Below are 17356 nucleotides of genomic sequence, written 5' to 3'. Positions count from 1 at the left end.
TTATTCTTTTTCCATGGTGCATTGCAGCGGATGTTGCTGCCGCCGCGCCAGTTCCATCACCTGCGCGACCTTGGTTTCCGCGACCTCGTGCGAAAAGACGCCGACAACCGCCACACCCTTTCGATGGACGGTCAGCATGATCTCGATCGCCTGGGCATGCGTCATGTTGAACAGGCGTTCAAGGACATGGACCACGAACTCCATCGGCGTGAAGTCGTCGTTCAGCATCAGCACCTTGTACATCGGGGGGCGCTGCGTGCGCGTGCGCGGTTTGACAACCAGTTCAATCTGATCATCGGGTCCGTCGCCGTCTGTCATCCACTGCGCCATAGGTCCAGTCTGGTCATGCTGATCACGTTACGGACACAATATAATCCATTTCACCGCTGATGAAACCCCGCCCAAGGGCGAGCAGGGCATGCAAAATATACCAAATCAGCGGTTACATGGCCGTGAATGTCATGCTATTATCCGAATATTAAGCAAGGGCATGCAACAAACGACATGCCGTCCCGAGGCAGAGAGACCGCGACAGTGATCCCAATTTCCCTGACAGCCCGGCTGTGGGCTTTTCTCTTGCTGGCCATCCTGGCCCCGGCCACAGTTACGGCGGCGCCCTTTGCCGCCTATGTGATCGACGCCCGCACAGGCCAGCCCATCTACAAGCAGAACGAGGATACGCGGCTGCATCCCGCGTCCCTCACGAAGATGATGACGCTCTACATGGCCTTCACAGCGATCGAGCGTGGACAGGTCCGGCTGGATTCCCAGTTCCCGGTCTCGACCAATGCCGCGTCCGAGCCTCCGTCGAAGCTGGGCCTGAAGGCGGGCCAGCGAATCGAGCTTCGCTATCTGATCCGCGCCGCCGCGATCAAATCGGCCAACGACGCCGCCACCGCCATTGGCGAGGGTCTGGCAGGGTCCGAGGAGGCCTTTGCCCAGCAGATGACCCAGATGGCGCGCGCCCTTGGGATGCGGAACAGCAATTTCCGTAACGCGCATGGCCTGACCCAGGAAGGGCACTATTCCTCGGCCCATGACATGACGATCCTGGGGCGGCGGCTGTTCTATGATTTCCCGCAATATTACAACATCTTCTCCCGCCGTTCGGCGGATGCGGGGATTGCGCAGGTATCGTCGACCAACAAGCGGTTCCTGGACGCCTACGAAGGCGCGGACGGGATCAAGACGGGCTATACCCGTGCGGCAGGCTTCAACCTGACGGCTTCGGCGCAGCGCGGCAACAAGCGGCTGGTGGCCACGGTCTTCGGCGGCACCTCGACGGCGCATCGCAACCAGGTGATGGCGCAGTTGCTGGATTCAGGCTTTACCCGGGTGCCGAACCGCGTCCGCGAAGTCCGGCCCGAAGCGCCGCGCCTGCTGGCGCAGCGCGTGGTCCGTCGTGCCCAGGTCGAACCCACCGCCGCCGCGACGGCGCCGCAGACGCAGCGGCTGGTGCTGTCGGCATCGGCCCCCCCGGCACGGGTCAGCCGTCCGGCCCAGGCCTCGACCGCAGCAGTCGCCCAGGTCCCGCAAGCGGCGCCCGAGGCTGTGGCCGTCGGCGGGTTGACCCTTGCCGCCAGTGCGCGACCTGTCAGCAGGCGCGCGGCACCGGCAGTTGCCGAAGCCGCCGCCCCCGAGGCAGCCCAACCGCAATCGGCAAGCCTTGCCGCGCCGGTCCTTGCTGCGTCGGCCCGCCCTGCCCCGGCGCCGCGTTCGCGCACGGCCAGCATCGCCGCCGTGGCCGAGGCGTCCGAGGCAGGCAATCCCGGCGCCGATCCGGAAGCGATCGCGCGCGCCGTGGCTGAGGCTGTGCCGCAGGCCGGGGGCGCCTCGATGTCGCTGCTGGCCTCGCCCGCGCCGAAGCCGCGGTCGGAAACGGTCATCTTGGCCGCGATGGGCGAAGGCGACCGTTCGAACCCCGAAGAGCTCGAGATCGTTTCGCGCCCCGCCAACAGCGGCCGCAGCTGGGGCGTGACGCTGGGCATGTTCTCGTCCAAGGCCGAAGCCGAAAAGCTGCTGCTGCGCAGCGCGCTGCAAGACGGCGCGATCCTGGGCGGTGCACAGCGCCATGTCGCGGACACGAAGCGCGGCTTTCAGCCCAGCTTCGCGAACCTGACCAAGGGCAATGCCGAACTGATCTGCGAACGCTTCCTCAGCCGGTCCCAGGAATGCCAGGTGGTCGGCCGCTGACCTTTCGGGAAAAGCAGAACAGGACAAAGGGGCGGGTAAGTTTCCGCCCCTTTTGCTTGCAAGATGTCGGTCAGTCGGGCTTCGGCCGGTCGTCCCACTTGTCGCTGAGGATCCGTTCGGCATCGCCTTTCGGATCCTCGAACTGCCGCGAGCGTAGGGCCCAGATGAACGCGACAAGGCCCGCCGCGCCAAGGCCCAGCGAAACCGGGATGAGGATCGAGAGCATCTCCATGGGGCCGTCCTTTCAATCGCGCAGCCGCAGCGCGTTCAGCGTCACCGTGATCGAGCTTAGCGACATCGCCAGCGCTGCGATCAGCGGCGTCACCATCCCTACCACGGCCAGCGGCACCGCCACGATGTTATAGGCGATCGAGATCGCAAAGTTCTGCCGGATCCGTCGCGTCGCCAGCCGGGCCAAGGCGACCGCCTCGGCCACGGGCACCAGGTCGCTGCCGGTCAGCACCATGTCGCTGGCAACCCGCGCCGCATCCAGGGCACTTGCCGGAGAGATCGAGGCATGGGCCCGGGCAAGCGCCGCCGTATCGTTCAGACCGTCCCCCACCATCAGGACATGCGCGCCCTGTGCCGCAAGATCGGCCACCATCGCTTCTTTTCCCTTGGGATCGACCGCGGCGCGGTGGTCGTCGATGCCCAGCCGGGCGGCCAGATCGGCAACCGCCGCCGGCCGGTCGCCCGAGATCAGCAGCACCCGCAGTCCCGCCTTGCGAAGGCGCGCCACGCAATCGGCAGCGCCGGGGCGCAGCTCGTCGGTGAATTCCAGCCGCACCGGGGCCTGTCCCTCGACCGCAAGCCAGGTCGCGCTTGTGGGGCGATCCTCGTGATCCGACACGCCCAGCCAATCGGCACGGCCCAGCCGGACCGGACGCCCCCCCCAGCGGGCCGAGACGCCGAAGCCCGGATGCTCGGTCACCTCCGACAGCTCGGCCGGTTCATCCGTCAGCGCCGCGGCAAGCGCGACCGACAGGGGATGGGCCGAGGCCTGCGCCAGGGCGCGCGCCACCGGGCGCAGATCGGCAGGCAGCGGATCGTCGCTGACCAGCGTTGGCCGGCCAAGGGTCAGGGTGCCCGTCTTGTCGAAGACGACGGTGTCGACCTCGGCCAGCCGCTCAAGCGCCGTGCCGTCCTTGATCAGCAGCCCGCGCCGGAACAGCCGTCCCGACGCCGCCGTCGCCACTGCTGGAACCGCCAGGCCAAGCGCGCAGGGGCAGGTCACGATCAGCACCGCCGCCGCGATGTTCACCGCCAGGCGCAAGTCGCCCGTCACCCACATCCAACCCGCAAAGCTGCACAACGCCATCAGGTGAACGCTGGGCGAATAAAGCCGCGACGCCCGTTCCGCCAGCGAGGTATAGCGTCCGCGCGCGGCCTCGGCAGCCTCGACCAGGGCGGTCAGGCGGGCCAGCGACGAATCCCGCCCCGCCGCCGTCACCCTCAGGGTCAGGGGGCCGGTCAGGTTCACCTCGCCTGCCGACAGCCTCTGGCCGGGCTGGGCCAGCACGGGCAGCGTTTCGCCAGTCAACAGGGCGCGGTCGATCTCGGACCGGCCCTCGACGATCTCGCCATCGGCGGGAATGCGCGCGCCGGGGCGGACCCGGATCAGGTCTCCGGGGCGCAGGCTGGCAACGGGAACGGTCTGTTCGGCCCCGTCCACCAGCAGCGCGGCGCGCGGAACCTCCAGCGCGGTCAGTTCGGCCGCGGCGGATCTGGCGATCGCGCGCGTGCGGTGGTCCAGATAGCGCCCGATCAGCAGGAAGAAGCACAGCATCGCCGCCGCGTCGAAATAGGCGTGGTGGCCCGATTCCATCGTTTCATAGACCGAGATCGCACTGGCCAGGATCAGCGCCAGCGAGATCGGCACGTCCATGCCCAGCCGTCCAACCCGGATCGCAGCCCATGCGCTGCGGAAGAAGGGCTGCCCTGCAAAGAATACGGTGGGCAGAGCGATGGCGCCGCTGATCCAGTGGAACAGGTCACGCGTCGCGGATTCGGCCCCCGACCAGACGGCCACAGACAGGATCATGATGTTCATCATCGCGAATCCTGACACGCCGATCCGCATCAGCAGGTCGCGCCCCTGACGGTCGGCCGTGGTGGCCGACAGGGCGTCGGGATCCAGTTCATGCGCCTCGTATCCCACCCTTGCGAGAACGGGGATCAGGTCGTCGGCGGCAAGACCCGGCGCGTCCACCGTGACGCGGCGCAGGGTCAGGTTGACGCGGGCGTTGCGAACGCCCGGATGAGCGGTCAGCGCGGTTTCGACATCGGTGATGCAAGTCGCGCAATGGGCGGTCGGCAGGGACAGGATCACCGTTCCCTGCGCCACTTCGGCCCGGTCCGCCAGACGTTGCGCCAAGGGCGCCGCGTCGCAGGCGGGACAGGCGCTGAAGCCCGAAGCGGTCAGGTCGGCCATGTCAGTTCACCATCGCACCGGCATAATGATCCAGCCGCTGGCGGAACGTGGTTCCATCCGGCGCGACTGCCTGGACGTTGATGTTCCAGACCCCCGGCTCCAGCACCAGGGGGGCGCGGTAGATGCCGCCGCCTGCAACTTCGAAATGCGGCGTCACATCCGCGCGCTTGTGCGTGGGGCGCCCGATGGTGGCCGTGAAATCCCGCAGGACAGGATGGGTGCCCTGCCCATCCACGATCTCGATCGTGATGCGGGTGCCGTCATAGCTGGCCCTGGCCGTCCAGCCCAGGCTCTCCTGCGCCTGCCGGTCCCGGTCGAAGTGCTGCGAGGCGACATAGCTGTTCTTCACCTCGAGCCCCGGGAAGCTGCCCACGGCCAGGAAAGCCATGACCAGGTTGACGGCGATGATGACGCCAAAGGCCGCCAGCGTGATCGCCAGGACATGGCGTCCGGTCAGTTCCCGTGTCATCCTATTCATCCTTTCCGTGGAAGATCGTGCCGACCGATGCGGTCATTCCGTCGACTTCGTCACGCACGACCAAATTCAGGGGCGTCGTGGCCCTTGCGGCAAGATCGGATCCCGCCGGTGCAGTCACATAAAGCCTGCTGCCGAGGGTCTCGTCCGCGGGCACCCGGACGATCCCCGCAGCCGCGCCCTCGACCGCGACGGTCAGGCCGTCCGCCCCTTCAACCGCAAAGCTGAAGTCGCGGTCATCATGCTGCTTGTTGCGCAGCCGCACCTCGTAGGTGTTGCGGATTGCCCCGTCCGACATGGTCACGAACAGCGGGTTGCGCACCGGCGAGACGTTCAGGTCGAAGGGGGACCGCATGAACAGCGCGACGATCAGCGCCACCCCGATCCCGGACCACAGCGTGAAATACAGGATCGTCCGTGGCCGGAAGATGTGCCGCCAGACCGACTTGGGCTGGGCGCCCGCGCGTTCGGCAGTCTCGTCCTTCAGCGCCATGTAGTCGATCAGCCCGCGCGGCTTGCCGATCTTGTCCATGATCTCGTCGCAGGCGTCGATGCACAGCGCGCAGGTGATGCATTCCATCTGCTGGCCCTCGCGGATGTCGATGCCCATCGGGCAGACATTCACGCAGGCCAGGCAGTCGATGCAGTCCCCGCCGGACGTGGCGGGGATCGGTCCGCCGACGCCGGCAGGCAGGCCCGGATAAGGCGTGGCCGGATAGGTGGCGCCTGCCGCCGGCCCCGCGGCCCGGCTGGTAACCTCGACCGCAGCAGCGACAGCCGCCGGCCGGTGGCGGACGTTGGTCTTGCCGCGCGGCTCGCCCCGCCATTCGCGATAGGCGACGGTCAACGTGTCCTCGTCCATCATGGCGGCCTGGATGCGCGGCCAGGGGCAGGCATAGATGCAGATCTGTTCGCGGGCAAAGCCGCCGAAGAGGAAGGTCGTCGCGGTCAGGATCGTCATTGTGATGTAGGCGACTGGATGAGCCTGCCCCGCCAGCAGGTGTCCCAGCAGCGTCGGCGCGTCGGTGAAATAGAAGATCCAGGCGCCCCCCGTCAGCAGCGCGATCACCAGCCAGGCCGCCCATTTCAGCGCCCGCAGCCGGATCTTCTGCGCGTCCCAGTGCTGGCGGTGCAGGCGGATGCGGGCGTTGCGGTCACCCTCGATCCAGCGTTCCACCAGGATGAACAGGTCGGTCCAGACCGTCTGCGGGCAGGCATAGCCGCACCACACGCGTCCCAAGGCACTGGTGAACAGGAACAGGCCCAGTCCGGCCATCACCAGAAGGCCCGCCACGAAATAGAACTCGTGGGGCCAGATCTCGATCCAGAAGAAGAAGAACCTCCGGTTGGCCAGATCGACCAGGACGGCCTGGTCCGGCATGGTCGGGCCGCGGTCCCACCGGATCCAGGGCAGGATGTAATAGATCGCCAGGCTTATGCCCATGACGATCCACTTGAGGGTCCTGAACCGCCCGGCGACACGCTTGGGGAAGATCGGCTCCCGCTTGGCGTAAAGGCTGGGATGGTCCAATTCGGGATTGGACATCTTAAGAATCGCTCCTGTTTCGCGGGTCCGGTCTAGACCCGGCGGCAGCGGGATTCCTTGACCTGCATCAAATGCGGCCGCCCGTCCCCGTCCCTCGCTTGCGTCACATCTGATGATCCGGCATTCCTGTCGCAGGAAGGTCGCATCCCGTCCGACCGGCAAAGGAGCTTCACATGCTGACCATCCACGGCGTCACCCGATCGCGCGCGTCCCGCATCATCTGGCTTTGCCACGAGATTGGGCTGGAGTTCCGCCAGAAGCCCGTGATCCAGGCCTATCGGCTGGCCGATCCCGATGCGCCCGACGCCCCGCTGAACACCCATTCCCCGGCCTTCCTGGCCCTGTCGCCCGCCGGCACCATTCCCGTAATCGAGGATGACGGTCTGGTCCTGGGCGAGTCCCTGGCAGCGACCTTGTATCTGGCGCGCAAATACGGTGGCGATCTTGGCCCCGCCGATCTGGCCGAAGATGCCCAGATGATGCAGTGGAGCTTCTATGCCGCCACCAGCGTCGAACCCGACGCGCTGACGATTCTGTTCCTGCACGCGCCGTCCCGCCTCCAGCCCGGAGACGACCAGGCCATTGTCGCCAATTCCGCCGAACGGCTGGTCCGGCCCCTCAAGGTGATCGAGGGGCATCTTTCCACCCATGAACATCTGGTCGGGGGCCGCTTCACCGTGGCCGACCTCAACCTGGCCGAGATCCTGCGCTATGCCCAGGGCTACGGTGAGCTGATGGGGCAGTTTCCGGCGGTCATGGCATGGCTTGAACGCTGCCAGGCCCGCCCGGCCTTCCGCAAGATGTGGGACGCGCGCCTGGCCGAACCGGAATAGCCCCGGTCCCGGGACGACCGGCCGAATTGGCCGGCGGGGTTGGCAAAAGCCTTCGCCGCATGAGATAACCGCCGCATCCGCACCAAGAACAAGAGCAGAACCGATGGCCGACGACCTTCTTTCCGCAGTCGATGCGACCGACAGCTATTCCGCCGCCTCGATCGAGGTGCTGGAGGGGCTGGAGCCCGTGCGCAAGCGACCCGGCATGTATATCGGCGGCACGGACGAACGCGCGCTGCATCACCTGGTGGCGGAAATCCTCGACAACTCGATGGACGAGGCGGTGGCGGGCCATGCGACGCGGATCGAGGTAGAGCTTCTGGCCGACTACAGCGTCAGCGTCCGCGACAATGGCCGCGGCATCCCCATCGACCCGCACCCCAAGTTTCCGGGCAAGTCCGCGCTCGAGGTGATCCTGTGCACGCTGCACGCGGGGGGCAAGTTTTCAGGTGATACCTACCAGACCTCGGGCGGGTTGCACGGGGTCGGCGCCTCGGTCGTGAACGCGCTGTCGGACATCATGGTCGTGCAGGTCGCCCGCAACAAGGAACTGTTCGAGCAGCGGTTCTCGCGCGGGGTGCCGCAGGGGCCGGTGGCCAGGATCGGCGCGGCCCCGAACCGGCGCGGCACGACCGTGGTCTTCCACGCGGATGAAGACATCTTCGGCCATCACCGCTTCAAGCCGGCGCGGCTTCTGAAGATGGTCAAGTCCAAGGCCTATCTGTTCAGCGGTGTCGAAATCCGCTGGAAATCGGAAATAGACGACGGCGAAACCCCGCGAGAGGCCACTTTCCATTTCCCCGGCGGTCTGGCGGATTACCTTGCCGAGACCCTGACAGGCGCCAGCACCTATGCCGACCGGCCCTTCGCGGGCAGCGTCGATTTCCGCCGCCAGGGCGCGCCGGGCAAAGTCGACTGGGCGATCAACTGGACCCCGTCGCGCGACGGATTCATCCAGTCCTATTGCAACACGGTCCCCACGCCCGAGGGCGGCACCCACGAAGCGGGCTTCTGGTCCGCCATCCTCAAGGGCGTGCGGGCCTATGGCGAGCGGATCAACAACAAGAAGGCCGCGCAGATCACCCGGGAAGACCTGCTGACCGGCGGCTGCGCGCTTGTGTCCTGCTTCATCCGAGAGCCGGAATTCGTGGGCCAGACCAAGGACCGCCTCGCCACGACCGAGGCCGCCCGCCTGGTCGAGAACGCCGTGCGCGACCACTTCGACACCTGGCTCGCGGCCGACACGAAATCGGCGGGCGCGATCCTGGACTTCCTGATCCTGCGGGCGGATGAACGCCTGCGCCGCAAGCAGGAAAAGGAAACCGCCCGCAAGACGGCGACGAAAAAGCTGCGCCTGCCCGGCAAGCTGGTCGATTGCAGCGCCACCAGCCGGGACGGCACCGAACTGTTCATCGTCGAAGGCGACAGCGCTGGCGGGTCGGCCAAGATGGCGCGCGACCGCACCAACCAGGCTTTGCTGCCGCTGCGGGGCAAGATCCTGAACGTGCTGGGCGCGGCCTCGACCAAGATGGGGGCCAACCAGGAAATCAGCAATCTTTGTCAGGCCCTTGGCGTCGGAATGGGATCCAAGTTCAAGGTCGATGACCTTCGCTATGACAAGGTCATCATCATGACCGATGCCGACGTGGACGGGGCGCATATCGCCAGCCTGCTGATGACCTTCTTCTTCACGCAGATGCGGCCGATGATCGACAAGGGCCACCTGTATCTGGCCTGCCCGCCGCTGTATCGCCTGACCCAAGGGGCGCACCGGGTCTATGTCGCGGATGACGCCGAGAAGGAACGGATGCTGGCCAAGGGCCTGGGCGGGCGCGGCAAGATCGACGTGCAACGCTTCAAGGGTCTGGGCGAAATGGACGCCAAGGACCTCAAGGACACGACCATGAACCCCAAGACGCGCAAGCTGATCCGGGTCAGCATCGACGACGACGAAGGGGGCGAGACCGGCGACCTGGTCGAACGCCTGATGGGCAAGAAGCCCGAACTGCGCTTCGAATACATCCAGGAAAACGCCCGCTTCGCAGAAGAGCTGGACGTCTGAGATGCGGCAGTATCACGACGCCCTGCGCACGGTTCTGGAACAGGGCCAGGAAAGCACCGACCGGACCGGAACCGGCACGATCAGCCATTTCGGGCTGCAGTGCCGCTATCCGCTGGCCGACGGCTTTCCGCTGGTCACGACCAAGAAGCTGCACCTGAAGTCGATCATCCACGAGCTTTTGTGGTTCCTGTCGGGCGATACCAACATTCGCTATCTGCAGGAAAACGGCGTCTCGATCTGGGACGAATGGGCGGACGAGAATGGCGACCTTGGCCCTGTCTATGGCCGGCAATGGCGCCACTTTCCCAAGCTGGTGCCCAGCGGCCTGGACGCCGAGGGGCGCCCGCTGTTCTTTGCGGGCCATGTCGATCAGATCGCCGATCTGGTGGATGCGATCCGCAGGACGCCGGACTCTCGGCGCCTGATCGTGTCCGCGTGGAACCCCGGCGATGTGCCGGAGATGGCGCTGCCGCCCTGCCATACGCTGTGGCAGGTGCGGATCCTGGGGGGCAAGCTGCATCTGCAGCTTTACCAGCGGTCGGCGGACATGTTCCTGGGCGTTCCGTTCAACATTGCTTCCTATGCGCTGCTGCAGGTGATGCTGGCCCATGTGACGGGCTATCAGCCGGGCGATTTCGTCCATTCCATCGGTGATGCACATATCTATTCGAACCATCTGGATCAGGTGCGCACGCAGCTTGCGCGTGACCCGAAACCCCTGCCCCAGTTGCGGCTGCGCCGCGAGGTCGGGTCGATCTTCGATTTCCGCTTCGAAGACTTCGAGGTGCTGAACTATGACCCTGACCCGGCCATCAAGGCCCCGGTGGCGGTCTAGACCATGCTGACATTGATCGCAGCACGCGACCGCGACGGCGCCATCGGCAAGAACAACACGATCCCCTGGCACGCGCCCGAGGATCTGGCCTTCTTCCAACGGGAAACCACCGGCGGCGCGGTGATCATGGGCCGCCGGACCTGGGAAAGCCTGCCGTTCAAGCCGCTGAAGAACCGCCTGAACCTGGTGGTGTCCTCGGATCCCTCCGTGGCCGAACATGTCCATTCCACGCCAGAGGCAGCAGTCGAACACGCCCATCGCGCAGGCCACCGCCGCATCTATGGCATCGGGGGTTCCGCCGTCTACCAGGCGATGATGCCCCTGGCCGACCGGCTGCTGTTGACCGAGGTGGATCTGGCCGTCGAAGGTGCTGACGCCTTCTTCCCCCGGTTCGACGAGACAAGCTGGGATCGCCTCGGCCCAATCCTTCTGCGCGGCAATGAACCGCGCTGCACAGTCTTCGAATACCTGCGCCGCCGATAGATCATGACAGGAGGATCTTCATGAACATACGTTACCTGCACACGATGGTCCGGGTTGCCGACCTGGAAAAGACGATGGCCTTCTTCAAGCTGCTGGGGCTGGAGGAAACGCGCCGCATCGACAACGACAAGGGCCGCTTCACGCTGGTCTTCATGGCCCCTCCGAGCCAGCCGGAATGCCCTGTCGAACTGACCTACAACTGGGACGGCGACGAAGGCCTGCCGTCGGACAGCCGGCATTTCGGCCATCTCGCCTATCGCGTCGGCAACATCTATGACCTCTGCCAGAAGCTGATGGACGCGGGCGTCACGATCAACCGTCCGCCGCGGGATGGGCATATGGCCTTCGTGCGCAGCCCGGACAATGTGTCGATCGAGCTTTTGCAGGAAGGAGATCACCTGCCCCCGGCGGAACCCTGGGCCAGCATGGAAAATACCGGCCACTGGTAAACGTCCAGCCGTCAGTAGATGTAGCGGATCTGTTCAAGCCAGAACCGCTCGATCCGGCGGCTTTGCAGGTTGACCTGCTCAAGGGGCGGGTCTTCCAGCACGCCGGACATGGCCAGACCCTCGGCATGGCGCAGGAACAGGCGGTGGACCATGTCGCGGACCGCCTGTCCTTCCTCGGACAGCTTCACCCGGACCGAGCGGCGGTCCATGTCGCTGCGCTCGTGGTGGACATAGCCCATCGTCACCAGCTTTTTCAGGTTATAGCTGACATTCGATCCCTGATACATGCCGCGGGACCGTAGTTCGCCCGCCGACACCTCGGCCCCGCCGAGGTTATAGAGAATCATCGCCTGGACCGGGGTCAGGTCATGCCGGCCAAGGCGTTCGAATTCATCCTTGACCAGATCCAGCATCAGCCGGTGCAGCCGTTCCAAAAGCTGCAGGGATTCTAGATAGGCTTCCGTCGTGTCTGCCAGATCCGGCAGAGCCTGAACATCGGCCTGGGGGCGCATATCGCGCGGCGCGGGGGAAATCATGGCGTCTCGCGGTCCTGATTTGTTCGTCATGACCCGACATTGCCGCAAAATCCAAAATCTTCAGTTAATGCGACGCAACTTCCGCAAGAGATTGGGGAAAATTTTAGCGAACCGGCTTCAGGCGTTCGGCAGCATGATCCGCGATCCGGTCAAGGACCATGCCAAGGTCGTCGGGACCGCGATTGGTCCCGCCATTGACCCGCGCGGTCACCCACAGATACAGATCCTGATCGTTCTCGTTCAACATGGCCTCATAGGCGTCAAGATCGGCACCATCCAGCAGAGCCAGCGGACCATCGGCGAAATGGCCCAGGATCAGGTCCATCTCCTTCATGCCTCTGCGCCAGCTGCGAATCCTGAGGCGGCGCAAACGGGTTTCGGCGGCTTCGGTCATTCTGTCATCCTTCTGGCACGCTTGCCGATCTTTGGGCCGCAGACTAAGCCATGCAGGCACGACGTTCAAACCATGAAGGGCCGCCATGGACCTGTTGTCAGACCGCCTGAACCGCATCAAGCCATCGCCCACGATCGCCATGACGACCCGCGCGGCGGAACTGCGCGCCCAGGGCCGCGACATCATCAGCCTTTCGGCAGGCGAACCCGACTTCGATACGCCGGTCAATATCCGCGAGGCCGCAAAGGCCGCGATCGATGGGGGCCACACGCGCTATACGGCCGTTGACGGGACCCCTTCGCTGAAGCGGGCGATCTGCGACAAGTTCTCGCGCGAGAACGGACTGGATTATGCGCCCTCGCAGGTCACCGTGGGCACCGGCGGCAAGCAGATCCTGTTCAACGCGCTGATGGCCACGCTGAACGACGGGGACGAGGTCATCATTCCGGCCCCCTACTGGGTCAGCTATCCCGACATGGTGCTGCTGGCGGGCGGCACGCCGGTGATCGTGGAATGCGGGCTGGAGCAGGGCTTCCGCCTGATGCCCGATGCGCTCGAGGCGGCGATCACGCCGCAGACGAAGTGGCTGATCCTCAATTCGCCCTCCAATCCCTCGGGGGCAGGCTATGACCGCGCGGCGATGAAGGCGCTAACCGATGTGCTGATGCGCCATCCGCAAGTCTGGGTGCTGTCCGACGACATCTACGAACACCTCGTGTTCGACGGCTTCGAGTTCGTCACCCCCGCCCAGGTCGAACCCGCGCTGAAGGATCGGACCCTGACCATGAACGGCGTCAGCAAGGCCTATGCCATGACCGGCTGGCGGATCGGCTATGGCGCGGCCCCCGAAAGCCTTATCAAGGCGATGGCCAAGCTGCAGTCGCAATCGACGTCGAACCCGTCATCGATCAGCCAGTTCGCGGCCGAAGCGGCGTTGACGGGTCCGCAGGACTATATCAGCGAAAGCCGCGCGGTCTTTCAACGCCGGCGCGACCTGGTCGTGGCCGGGCTGAACACCTGCCCGGGCATCGACTGCCCCGTCCCGCAGGGTGCCTTCTATGTCTATCCGTCGATCAAGGGGCTGATCGGCAAGACCTCGGCCGCAGGCGCCACGATCACGGATGACCAGGCCTTTGCCAACGCCCTGCTGGATGAAACCGGAGTGGCGGTGGTGTTTGGCGCGGCCTTTGGCCTGTCGCCACATTTCCGCATCTCCTATGCCACCAGCGACGACCGGCTGGTCACGGCGATCGACCGCATCAGGCGTTTCTGCGAAAGCTGCAACTGACCTCTTCGACCACGCGTTCAAAGGCAGCACCGAAACAGGAGACAGGAATGCTGCCCCAAAACGCACTGGTCGTGGTCGCCGACAGCCATTCGGCTAGACTGTTCCGGAACAAGGCACAGTATGGGCTGGAACTGAAGGAAAGCGAACAGGTTACGCCGGAAATCTTGAATCAGCGTCAACCGGGCGAGGCCGCGGCCGAGATCCTTCCGGGCGGAGAGGATCCGCTGGCCTTCGTGGCCCAGCTTGCGGATTACCTGAACGCCATGGTCCTGAAGAACAAGGTCGACGACATTGCCGTGATCGCCGATCCCTCGACCCTGGGGATCCTGCGCAAGCGGTATCACAAGGAGTTGCAGTTCCGCCTGCGCAAGGAGATCGACAAGAACCTGACCAACTCGGACCTGCGCGCCATCGAGGACGCCTTGTCCTGACTGGCCGGGGCTGGGCGGTGCTTACAGGGCGGTCCAGCCTCCGTCGACGCTGATCGCCGTGCCGGTAATCTGTGCTGCCGCATCGCTGCACAGGAAGACCGTGGTATCGCCCAGTTGCTCGACCGTGACGAAGTCCTTGGACGGCTGTCGTTCCAGCATCACCTTCTGGATTACTTCTTCCCGCGACAGGCCGTATTCCTTCATCGTGTCGGGTATCTGCGCCTCGACCAAGGGGGTCAGGACATAGCCGGGGCAGACAGCGTTGCAGGTGATCGGCTCTTTCGCGGTCTCAAGCGCGGTGACCTTGGAAAAGCCGACGATTCCATGCTTGGCCGCGACATAGGCCGACTTGTAGGCGCTTGCCGTCAAGCCGTGGGCGGATGCCACGTTGATGATCCGCCCCCAGCCGGCCCCCCGCATCAGCGGCAGGGCCGCAGCCGTCGTGTGGAAGGCCGAAGTCAGGTTGATCGCAATGATGGCGTCCCATTTCTCGACCGGGAAGTCCTGGATGGCGGCGACATGCTGGATGCCGGCATTGTTGACCAGGATGTCGCAGCGGCCTGCCTGCGTGATCAACGCGCGACATTCCTGGCCCTTGGACATGTCCGCCTTGATGTAGCGTGCGGTGACGCCGTGTTCACGCGACAGCGTGTCGGCAAGCGCGTGATCCTCGTCCCGGTCGGTGAAGCTGTTCAGGACGACATCGGCCCCGGCAGCGGCAAGGCGGTGCGCGATCCCCAGCCCGATGCCCGAGTTAGAACCCGTCACGACTGCGGTTTTACCGGCTAGAAACTTCTGGAACATCGCCCCCCTCCTGACTGACGGCTTTAACCGGCCAATGTTGTTTCGCGGCCGTTTGCAGCTGCAGCATGATGAAAAAAAAACGCCCGCACAAGGCGGGCGCAAGTCATGAGGCAGGTTTCATACAGGCAAGAAACCTATCGAGCAGTAAGTCATTTATACGCCAACCCCCGCCCGAGTCCAACCGAGAAGTTTGTCCTGCCATTGACGATCCCGATCCAAGTCAGTTGAATCTGAATCGAAAAGAAGAAAAGCAGGCAGGCGGACGATGAAAATCTTAAGAAACCTTAACGAAATGGCATGTATCCGCCCCTTGTGCCTGATTTTGGCTGGTTTTCTGGGTGTTGCATCAATGTCGCTTCCCGTTGGTGCCGAACCGGCCCATGCCATGGCCATGTATGGGGAGCCCGCTCTACCCCAGCGATTTTCCGCCTTGCCATACGTCAACCCTGACGCGCCAAAGGGCGGAATGATTCGTTTGGCCGAGCCGGGCGGCTTCGACTCGCTCAAGCCCTGGGTGCTCAAGGGCAATGCAGCATGGGGCGTGGGCACCCATGTCGTCGAAACGCTGATGTACCGAACCCTGGACGAGCCCTTTACCCTCTACGGTCTTCTGGCCGAAAGCATGGAAACCAGCCCCGACCGCCGATGGGTCGAATTCACGCTTCGACCCGAGGCGCGCTTTTCGGATGGCACCCCCGTCACCATCGAGGACGTGATGTGGTCCTATGAGGTGCTGGGGACGCAGGGCCATCCGCGCTATCACGGGGCATGGGCCAAGGTCACGAAGATGGAGCAGACCGGCGAACGCAGCATCCGCTTCACCTTCGCCGAGGACGACCGCGAATTGGCGATGCTGATGGGCCTGCGCCCGATCCTGAAAAAGGCCCAATGGGAAGGACAAGACTTCTCGGCCTCGGGCCTCGAGGCGCCGATCGGGTCCGGTCCCTATGTCGTGGACCAGGTCGATCCGGGCCGCATGATCACCTTCCGCCGCAACCCGGACTACTGGGGAAAGGACCTGCCGGTCAATCGCGGGCGCAACAACCTGGACGTCATACGCTATGACTATTTCGGCGATGCCAATGCCATGTTCGAGGCCTTCAAGGCAGGCCAGGTGACCGTCTGGCGCGAGCTGTCGGCGCATAAGTGGGACGGGGAATACGATTTCCCCCTGATGACGCGCGGCGATGCGGTCAAGGCCGAGATCCCCAATGGCCGGCCCTCGGGGATCATGGGGCTGGTGATGAACACCCGCAACCCGCTGTTCGCCGACTGGCGGGTCAGGCAGGCGATGATCGAGGCCTTCAATTTCCGCTTCATCAACGCCACCCTGAACGGGGGCAAGGATCGGCGCATTACCTCCTATTTTGCCAATTCTGGCCTTGCCATGCAGCCCGGCCCTGCGGCAGGCAAGGTTGCCGACCTGCTGGAACCCTTCGCGGCGGACCTGCCGCCGGGAACGCTTGAAGGATACACGCTGCCCGAAGGATCGGACCGCGTGCTGGACCGGACCGGGCTGCGCCGGGCCATCGCGCTGCTGTCAGAGGCGGGCTGGACGGTGCAGGAGGGCGTCTTGAAAAATGCCGAGGGCCGCCCCTTCGCCTTCGAGATCCTGCTGAACCAGTCGGGCACGTCGATGCGCACGGCATCGGAAACCCAGCAGATCGCCGACATCTATGTCCAGGCGCTGCGCAACCTTGGAATGCAGGTCCGCATCACGCTGCTGGACGCCGCGCAATTCGTGCAGCGCACCAACGAATTCCAGTTCGACATGACCTGGTATGAACGCGCGCTGTCGCTGTCGCCGGGCAACGAACAGTTGCTCTACTGGGGATCGGATGCCGCCGACCAGCCGGGCAGCCGCAACTGGATGGGCATGAAAAGCCCGGCAGCCGAAGCGGTGATCGCCGCAATGGTCAATGCGCGATCGGAAGCGGATTTCACGGCGGCCGTGCAGGCCTTGGATCGAATTCTGACCGCGGGGCGTTACGTGATACCGGCAGGGTTCTCGCCGGTCTCGCGGCTGGCCCATGCTGCGGACCTGCGGTATCCTGCCGAAACAACGCCGCTTTACGGAGATTGGCCGGGCTTCATGCCCGAGCTGTGGTGGCAGGAGGCAGAGGAATGAGAGCAGTGATAGGCACATTGCTGGCCTGCATGGTGCTGGCTGGCTGCAACACGGTCGCCGGCGTGGGCGAAGACATAACGGGCATTGCCACTTGGGCACAGTCGTCGATGGGAGGCGGATACTGATGAAATGGAGCCATGTGCAGCAGAACTGGGCCGCATTCTACGATGCAATCGTGGAAAAATGGCCCGAGGTCGACGAGGCCGACCTGGACGAGATCGACGGCGACCAGCGTGCCTTCGTGTCCTATCTGGCCGAGGCGACCGGACAAGAACCGTCCGAGATCCGAGAGGAACTGCGCGAATGGCTTGCGGGCGAAATCCCGTCGGACGTCGTCATGGACCCCACGCATGACAACCACTCGATCGCGCTGAGCGCGAAGTATGTGGGCGAAGGCGAGGACGAATATTCGGACGATGCCCGGTTCGGTGACGACGACGAACACGAAAACGAAGGCGACCGATAATC

The 17356-nt window shown here is 64.6% G+C and carries 18 protein-coding genes; 10 read left to right on the top strand and 8 right to left on the bottom strand.

The features are described 5' to 3' along the window. On the bottom strand, positions 1-318 hold the full coding sequence (gene clpS / locus FIU66_RS06180; RefSeq protein WP_167621891.1) for an ATP-dependent Clp protease adapter ClpS: 318 nt from the start codon (positions 316-318) through the stop codon (positions 1-3). 216 nt (positions 319-534) lie between these two features. On the opposite strand from clpS, the gene FIU66_RS06175 reads away from it, so the two are divergent. Beyond that, complete coding sequence (locus tag FIU66_RS06175; protein WP_240544750.1) at positions 535-2193, top strand: serine hydrolase; 1659 nt, start codon at positions 535-537, stop codon at positions 2191-2193. 70 nt (positions 2194-2263) lie between these two features. Here FIU66_RS06175 and ccoS read toward each other — a convergent pair whose 3' ends face one another. From ccoS to FIU66_RS06155, 4 genes are read right to left on the bottom strand one after another with little or no spacing between them, the layout of a single operon-like run. Beyond that, the gene (ccoS, locus tag FIU66_RS06170; protein ID WP_167621889.1) at positions 2264-2425 is read right to left on the bottom strand and encodes a cbb3-type cytochrome oxidase assembly protein CcoS; all 162 of its coding nucleotides are present in this window, start codon (positions 2423-2425) and stop codon (positions 2264-2266) included. A gap of 12 nt (positions 2426-2437) precedes the next feature. Continuing rightward, the gene (locus FIU66_RS06165; RefSeq protein WP_167621888.1) at positions 2438-4624 is read right to left on the bottom strand and encodes a heavy metal translocating P-type ATPase; all 2187 of its coding nucleotides are present in this window, start codon (positions 4622-4624) and stop codon (positions 2438-2440) included. Between the two features lies 1 nt (position 4625). Then, positions 4626-5093 (bottom strand): FixH family protein, encoded by a 468-nt coding sequence (locus FIU66_RS06160; protein WP_167621887.1) that lies wholly within the window; start codon positions 5091-5093, stop codon positions 4626-4628. Position 5094: 1 nt separating this feature from the next. Further along, positions 5095-6645: a cytochrome c oxidase accessory protein CcoG gene (locus FIU66_RS06155; RefSeq protein WP_167621886.1), complete on the bottom strand. Its 1551-nt coding sequence runs from the start codon at positions 6643-6645 to the stop codon at positions 5095-5097. A gap of 173 nt (positions 6646-6818) precedes the next feature. On the opposite strand from FIU66_RS06155, the gene FIU66_RS06150 reads away from it, so the two are divergent. The 5 genes from FIU66_RS06150 (at position 6819) to FIU66_RS06130 (ending at position 11307) form a co-directional block, all read left to right on the top strand. Then, positions 6819-7478 (top strand): glutathione S-transferase family protein, encoded by a 660-nt coding sequence (locus tag FIU66_RS06150; protein ID WP_167621885.1) that lies wholly within the window; start codon positions 6819-6821, stop codon positions 7476-7478. A gap of 103 nt (positions 7479-7581) precedes the next feature. Next, positions 7582-9540 (top strand): DNA topoisomerase IV subunit B, encoded by a 1959-nt coding sequence (gene parE / locus FIU66_RS06145; protein ID WP_167621884.1) that lies wholly within the window; start codon positions 7582-7584, stop codon positions 9538-9540. A 1-nt stretch (position 9541) separates the two neighbouring features. Further along, a complete protein-coding gene (locus tag FIU66_RS06140; protein ID WP_167621883.1) occupies positions 9542-10375 on the top strand; it encodes a thymidylate synthase in 834 nt (277 codons plus the stop codon). A 3-nt stretch (positions 10376-10378) separates the two neighbouring features. Further along, positions 10379-10858: a dihydrofolate reductase gene (locus FIU66_RS06135; RefSeq protein ID WP_167621882.1), complete on the top strand. Its 480-nt coding sequence runs from the start codon at positions 10379-10381 to the stop codon at positions 10856-10858. 20 nt (positions 10859-10878) lie between these two features. Next, positions 10879-11307, top strand: coding sequence for a VOC family protein (locus FIU66_RS06130; protein ID WP_167621881.1), 429 nt, complete (start codon positions 10879-10881; stop codon positions 11305-11307). An 11-nt stretch (positions 11308-11318) separates the two neighbouring features. On the opposite strand, the gene FIU66_RS06125 is transcribed toward FIU66_RS06130, so the two are convergent. Both FIU66_RS06125 and FIU66_RS06120 read right to left on the bottom strand, forming a co-directional pair. After that, positions 11319-11819, bottom strand: a complete 501-nt coding sequence (locus FIU66_RS06125) for a MarR family winged helix-turn-helix transcriptional regulator (protein ID WP_167623404.1) — start codon at positions 11817-11819, stop codon at positions 11319-11321. A gap of 127 nt (positions 11820-11946) precedes the next feature. Then, the gene (locus tag FIU66_RS06120; protein ID WP_167621880.1) at positions 11947-12237 is read right to left on the bottom strand and encodes a succinate dehydrogenase assembly factor 2; all 291 of its coding nucleotides are present in this window, start codon (positions 12235-12237) and stop codon (positions 11947-11949) included. Positions 12238-12322: 85 nt separating this feature from the next. Here FIU66_RS06120 and FIU66_RS06115 point away from each other — a divergent pair, with 85 nt between their 5' ends. Together FIU66_RS06115 and FIU66_RS06110 are read left to right on the top strand one after the other, a co-directional pair. Then, positions 12323-13525 (top strand): pyridoxal phosphate-dependent aminotransferase, encoded by a 1203-nt coding sequence (locus FIU66_RS06115; RefSeq protein WP_167621879.1) that lies wholly within the window; start codon positions 12323-12325, stop codon positions 13523-13525. A gap of 47 nt (positions 13526-13572) precedes the next feature. Beyond that, positions 13573-13956, top strand: a complete 384-nt coding sequence (locus tag FIU66_RS06110; RefSeq protein ID WP_167621878.1) for a host attachment protein — start codon at positions 13573-13575, stop codon at positions 13954-13956. 21 nt (positions 13957-13977) lie between these two features. Here FIU66_RS06110 and FIU66_RS06105 read toward each other — a convergent pair whose 3' ends face one another. Continuing rightward, complete coding sequence (locus tag FIU66_RS06105; protein ID WP_167621877.1) at positions 13978-14760, bottom strand: 3-hydroxybutyrate dehydrogenase; 783 nt, start codon at positions 14758-14760, stop codon at positions 13978-13980. 292 nt (positions 14761-15052) lie between these two features. Between FIU66_RS06105 and FIU66_RS06100 the strand changes: the two genes are divergently transcribed. Both FIU66_RS06100 and FIU66_RS06095 read left to right on the top strand, forming a co-directional pair. After that, positions 15053-16888 (top strand): extracellular solute-binding protein, encoded by a 1836-nt coding sequence (locus FIU66_RS06100; protein WP_167621876.1) that lies wholly within the window; start codon positions 15053-15055, stop codon positions 16886-16888. A gap of 124 nt (positions 16889-17012) precedes the next feature. After that, positions 17013-17354 carry a hypothetical protein gene (locus FIU66_RS06095; protein ID WP_167621875.1) on the top strand — a complete coding sequence of 114 codons (342 nt, stop codon included), beginning with the start codon at positions 17013-17015 and terminating at the stop codon, positions 17352-17354. Positions 17355-17356 lie beyond the last annotated feature (2 nt).

The organism is Paracoccus sp. AK26, from assembly GCF_011801365.1.
Taxonomy (GTDB): Bacteria; Pseudomonadota; Alphaproteobacteria; order Rhodobacterales; family Rhodobacteraceae; genus Paracoccus; species Paracoccus aerius.
This window is presented reverse-complemented; position numbering and strand designations above follow the sequence as displayed.